Genomic DNA, 5,050 nt, shown 5'->3' with positions numbered 1-5,050 from the left:
CCCAGCGTGTTCCGCCTGGAGCTGTGGGATAAGGTATACGCCAGCGATGGCCGATCGCTTTACCTTTACGACCGGAATACCCGCCAAACAGTCATTGATTCCCTGCGCTGGACGGATGTGAACCTTTGGGTGCGTCTGCTCTACGGCGAGCTGCCACCTGAGACCATTGCAACCCGGGCCAAACCGTCACGAAAAGGCTTGGTGCGCTGGGAAATGCACCACGCTGAGCCCCGGTGGTTCGCTACCGTGGAGCTGGATTCGACGACCTGGACAATACGTGATATACGGCTCCAGGAGGCAGAGTGGAAGCACTTCGTGCGGCTGGAGCTGCCGGAGCCCTGGGACAGTACTGACAGCGGCATTTACATGATCCTGGAGGACCTGCCCGGCACGCGCCTGGATCTCAGGCAATAACTTAGTATGGTCCAATTTATAATCGGTCTCGTGATCAGCGTGCTGGCGTTGTGGCTGGCCTTCAAGGGCGTGGACTGGCGGGCCTTCTGGGAGGCGCTGATCCAGGGGAGTGTATTAGGGGTTGTTTTTGCCGCGGTGGTGCTTTTGAGCGCCATCCCGCTCCGGGGTATCCGCTGGTGCATTTTCATGAAGCCTGTCAAGGAGGTTCCTGTGCGCCTCACCACCGAAGCCACCGTTGTCGGCTATTTCGGCAACAACGCTTTCCCCTTTCGTCTGGGGGAGTTGTTGCGCACATATTTCGTGGCCCGGCAGGCTCCTGCACCTATGACCCAGGTTTTCGGGACCGTCATTGTGGAGCGGGTCGTGGATTTCTTAAGTGTCCTGATGGTTCTGATTATTCTGCCTTTTGTAAGTGCTGTGCCTGAGCCATTGCGACAGCCGATGCTCTGGGTAATAGTGCTGTGTCTGATAACGGCTGTGGTCACCATTTGGCTGGCGCGGCGCAAAAATGGCATCCCCTTCGTCAGGGGCCGGGTGAAGACTATCCTGGACAATCTTCACCTCGGCTTTACCAGCTTGCGGCAGGGGGGACACTACCCCACCCTTATCTTAACCTCTCTCGGTATCTGGTTACTGTACCTCATCTATATCCACCTGGCCCAGCGGGCAATGGGTCTGGGATTATCCTTGGCCGACTCTTATCTGGTGCTGGTGACAACGACGCTGGTGATAATGGTGCCTGCCGCCCCGGGATATGTGGGTACCTTCCACGCCGCCGTGGTGCTGGCTTTTGTGAATATCCTCTCAGTCGACCTATCTCAAGCGCAGGCTACGGCAGTGGTGCTCCATTTAGTCGGCTACATCCCCTACACTATCATAGGAGCTATACTCTATTTTCGGTCCCATCTTCACTTTCGGGAGGTACGTGCTCAGCGGGTGGAGCCCAGGGCAGGTGCCAATCGATGAGGCGATTTCGGCTGCTGCTGTTTGATCGGGACGGCACCCTTACCTACGAGAATCGACGCTACCACCGCGACCTGTTGACGCTGCCTTCCTATCCCTTTGCCGGTCCCACTCTCCAGGATTTAGCGGCGGCGGGCTATCACCTGGCTGTAGTAACCAATCAGAGCGGGATCGCCCATGGGTATTGGCCCCTGGAGGCTGTGCAGGCCCTGCATGAGCGCTTTTGCCGGGAGTGGGGCGTCACACTTCCCTTTTACATCTGCCCGCACCACCCTGATGAGGGTTGCCAGTGCCGGAAACCTGGAGCAAGCCTACTACAGCAGGCCATGACTGATTGTGGAATTGAACCAGGATCAAGTCTCATGATTGGCGATTCGATGAGCGACTATGGAGCTGCCCAGGCGGCGGGTGTCGGCTTTGCGCTGGTGCTCACGGGTCGCGGTCGGGTCACCGATAGACAGCTACCCACCCCACCGGCCATGGTGCTTGACACCATTGCCGGCTTGCGCGAATATTGCAGCTGATATGCCCCCTGCCTCCAGCCATTTGACCGTCGCTGTTCTCCTGGGAGGGATCAACTCGGAGCGCGAGATTTCCCTGGAGACCGGCCGGCGCGTAATGGAAGCACTCCACCGACTGGGCTATGAGGCCGCTCCGGTAGTCTACGAAGGGAATCTCGGCGATATGGTTGCAGCCCTCCGGGGCTATGATCTGGTATTTAACGCCCTGCATGGTGGCGATGGAGAGGACGGCACTGTTCAGACTGCTCTCGATAAAGCCGGTATCGCCTATACCGGCTCTCGCCCCCGGGCCTCCCGCCTGGCTATGGACAAACATGCCAGCAAACAGCGGATGGTGGCCATTGGTATCCCGACCACCCCCTGGGTAAGCCTGATGCTGGCTGATGGCCCCGCATCCTCCTATAATAGCACTCACCCTGAACTCAGGACGTTTCTGGAAGAGCATCCCTACCCGGTCGTGGTCAAGCCCAACCACGAAGGCAGCACGGTAGGCCTCTCGATAGTGGAAACCCGGATCGACCTGGAAGAGGCCTTGCTGCTGGCCCGGGAGTTTGGCTCTCAAGTGTTGGTGGAAAGCTACGTTCCAGGTCGGGAGCTCACCGTTGCAATACTGGATCAACGGCCGCTGCCCATCGTGGAAATCGTCCCCAGGCATCGCTCCTACGATTACGAATGCAAGTACACCGATGGCATGAGTGCTTACTTCGTGCCTGCTGACCTACCTCTGGACGTCACCGTTGCCATCCAGGAGGAAGCACGAAGACTGTATGAAGATCTTGGCTGCCGCCACTATGCCCGGGCTGACTTCCGGTTTAATCCCGAGGGTAGATTTTTCTGCCTGGAACTGAATACCCTTCCAGGCATGACTTCGCATAGCCTCGTACCCATGGCCGCCAGGGCAGCGGGCATAAGTTTCGATAAACTGATCGACTCAATTATCAGGTTAGCGCTGTCCGATTCCAGGTCGGAATAAATGGCCCTTCGATTCACCAATACTCTTACCCGGCGATTGGAGACTTTCAAACCTATCCACACCGGGGAGGTGCGCTTGTATACCTGCGGCCCCACCGTCTACGACACGGCCCACATCGGGAACTTGCGTACCTTCATGTTCGAAGACCTCCTCAGGCGCTACCTGCTCTACAAGGGCTATAAGGTGACCCACGTCATGAATATCACCGATGTGGATGATAAGACGATCGAACGCGCGCACACCGAAGGTAAACCCCTCTCGGCAATCACCGGACATTATACCCAGCTTTTTCTAGAGGACCTTAGGACGCTCAATATCCTTACACCTGATCATCTACCCCGGGCCACTGAGTTCATTCCCCAGATGGTGGCGGGGATTGAGACCCTGCTCGAAAAGCGTCATGCCTACCAGACCGACGAGGGTTCGGTGTTTTTCGATGTGTCTTCCTTCCCCGAGTACGGCTGCCTGGCCCGCCTGGACTCCCGGCAGCTCCTATCTGGTGAGCGGGTGGCGGAGGACAATTACGAAAAGGAGGAGGCCCGGGATTTCGCCCTATGGAAGGCTCGCAAACCCACCGACGGCGATAACGCCTGGCCTTCGCCGTGGGGCGCTGGCCGCCCGGGATGGCATATCGAATGCAGTGTCATGTCCACCCACTTTCTGGGTGAGCACTTCGACATCCATTGCGGGGGGGTGGACAATATTTTCCCCCACCATGAGAATGAGATTGCCCAGAGCCGCTGCATGTTCGATACACCCTTTGTGAACCTGTGGCTGCACAGTGAACACCTCATCGTGGAGGGCAGGAAAATGAGTAAATCACTGGGCAATTTCTACACCTTGCGGGATATCCTGGACAAGCAATTCTCGGCGGAGGCGGTGCGCTATACGCTCCTGGCCACCCACTACCGGCAGAAACTCAATTTCACTTTTCCGAGGGTCAGAGAGTCCCAGAAGGCTATCAACCGCCTGCGAGAGCTGGCGCGGCGCCTGGAGGAGGTGCCCTCTTCACAAACCGGTGCTCAGCTGGTGCCCCCCGATGCGGCGGTGGAGGCGGCCCTGGACCATGACCTCAATATTGCCGGGGCCCTGGGAGCCATCTTCGGCTGGGCCAAGGAGTTATTCAACCGCATGGACGAGAACGATCTTTCCCGTCAGGCGGCTCGAAGAAGCCTGGAAGCACTGCGACGTTACGACGATATCCTTGGCGTGATTTACTTTAATCTGGAGCTGGAGCCGGATGAGGAAATCAAAGCCCTGATCAAGGAACGGGATAGGGCCAGAAAAGCCCGCGATTGGGCCAGGGCTGATGCCATCCGGAACGAACTCCGGACCCGCGGCATCATACTGGAAGATACCCCCAGCGGCACCATCTGGAAAAAAGGCCAGAATCCCTGAGGGGGCGGCAAAACATAGCCCGGACCTGCCTTTCCTGAATAATTGCACCGGGACTAGCGCGCTACTTTGAATAGCTGGGGATGTCCCTGCCAGCTGGCAATTTCTACTGACAGCATCTGTTACTATCGATGTGACGATTCGACCGCGATATATATTTCCTTTCGAATGGAGGTCCCTACTACCGCGATCAATGATTGCCGCCTGCGAAAGGGTGCCTTATGGTCCCGATTTGCAATAGGCTAAGGCCCGCGTTTCAGCCCTGCCCTCCCTATCGATAGTGAGTACCATGCCGAGAGCGAGCCATGAGCCACTTATTCATTTATACAGGTATTCAACAGTCCTGCTTTGGGACCTGGCCGTGAATTTGCAGCGGTAGTATCAGGGCTAAGGCTAAAGTCTCCCAATACTCAAATCACGCCGTTACAATTACCTATTGATTTTATTTTATAAAATATTAAATTTCCAGACTGAAATAGCTATGCTATTTGCAGGAAAATGCCACCATAGCTCAGTCGATAGAGCATCTGATTTGTAATCAGAGGGTCGCGGGTTCGAATCCTGCTGGTGGCTCGAAATTATGGAATTTTGACTGGCTTTTGTGGCGTTTTTTCTCAGTTCTTGATGCGGAGGCTCAGATTCCTGCAGGGATGAGATTTCGGGGAGATGGCCGAGTGGTTAATGGCAGCAGACTGTAAATCTGCCGACGTAACGTCTACGGAGGTTCGAATCCTTCTCTCCCCACCAGGTGACGGTTGGCGGGGTGGACCTGCTGGCTTTCAGT

5 protein-coding genes and 2 tRNA genes are annotated in these 5,050 nt (G+C 56.4%); all 7 read left to right on the top strand.

Going from position 1 to position 5,050, the window contains the following annotated elements:
- Positions 1-414, top strand: a 414-nt coding sequence (locus ACETWG_03305; GenBank protein ID MFB0515613.1) for a hypothetical protein, incomplete at its 5' end; no start/stop codon positions are given.
- A gap of 6 nt (positions 415-420) precedes the next feature.
- On the top strand, positions 421-1,380 hold the full coding sequence (locus ACETWG_03300; protein MFB0515612.1) for a lysylphosphatidylglycerol synthase transmembrane domain-containing protein: 960 nt from the start codon (positions 421-423) through the stop codon (positions 1,378-1,380).
- On the top strand, positions 1,377-1,901 hold the full coding sequence (locus ACETWG_03295; GenBank protein ID MFB0515611.1) for a D-glycero-alpha-D-manno-heptose-1,7-bisphosphate 7-phosphatase: 525 nt from the start codon (positions 1,377-1,379) through the stop codon (positions 1,899-1,901). Before ACETWG_03300 ends, ACETWG_03295 begins: the two co-directional genes overlap by 4 nt.
- Position 1,902: 1 nt before the next feature.
- Positions 1,903-2,871 (top strand): D-alanine--D-alanine ligase, encoded by a 969-nt coding sequence (locus ACETWG_03290; protein ID MFB0515610.1) that lies wholly within the window; start codon positions 1,903-1,905, stop codon positions 2,869-2,871.
- Positions 2,872-4,269, top strand: a complete 1,398-nt coding sequence (gene cysS / locus ACETWG_03285) for a cysteine--tRNA ligase (protein MFB0515609.1) — start codon at positions 2,872-2,874, stop codon at positions 4,267-4,269.
- Between the two features lie 497 nt (positions 4,270-4,766).
- Positions 4,767-4,839 (top strand) — tRNA-Thr (locus ACETWG_03280).
- 87 nt (positions 4,840-4,926) lie between these two features.
- A tRNA-Tyr gene (locus tag ACETWG_03275) sits at positions 4,927-5,013 on the top strand.
- The last annotated feature ends 37 nt before the right edge of the window (positions 5,014-5,050 follow it).

It is taken from the genome of Candidatus Neomarinimicrobiota bacterium (genome assembly GCA_041862535.1).
GTDB lineage: Bacteria > Fidelibacterota > Marinisomatia > SCGC-AAA003-L08 > TS1B11.
Note: the sequence above shows the minus strand (reverse complement) of the source record. Positions and strands in the feature narration are given on the sequence as shown.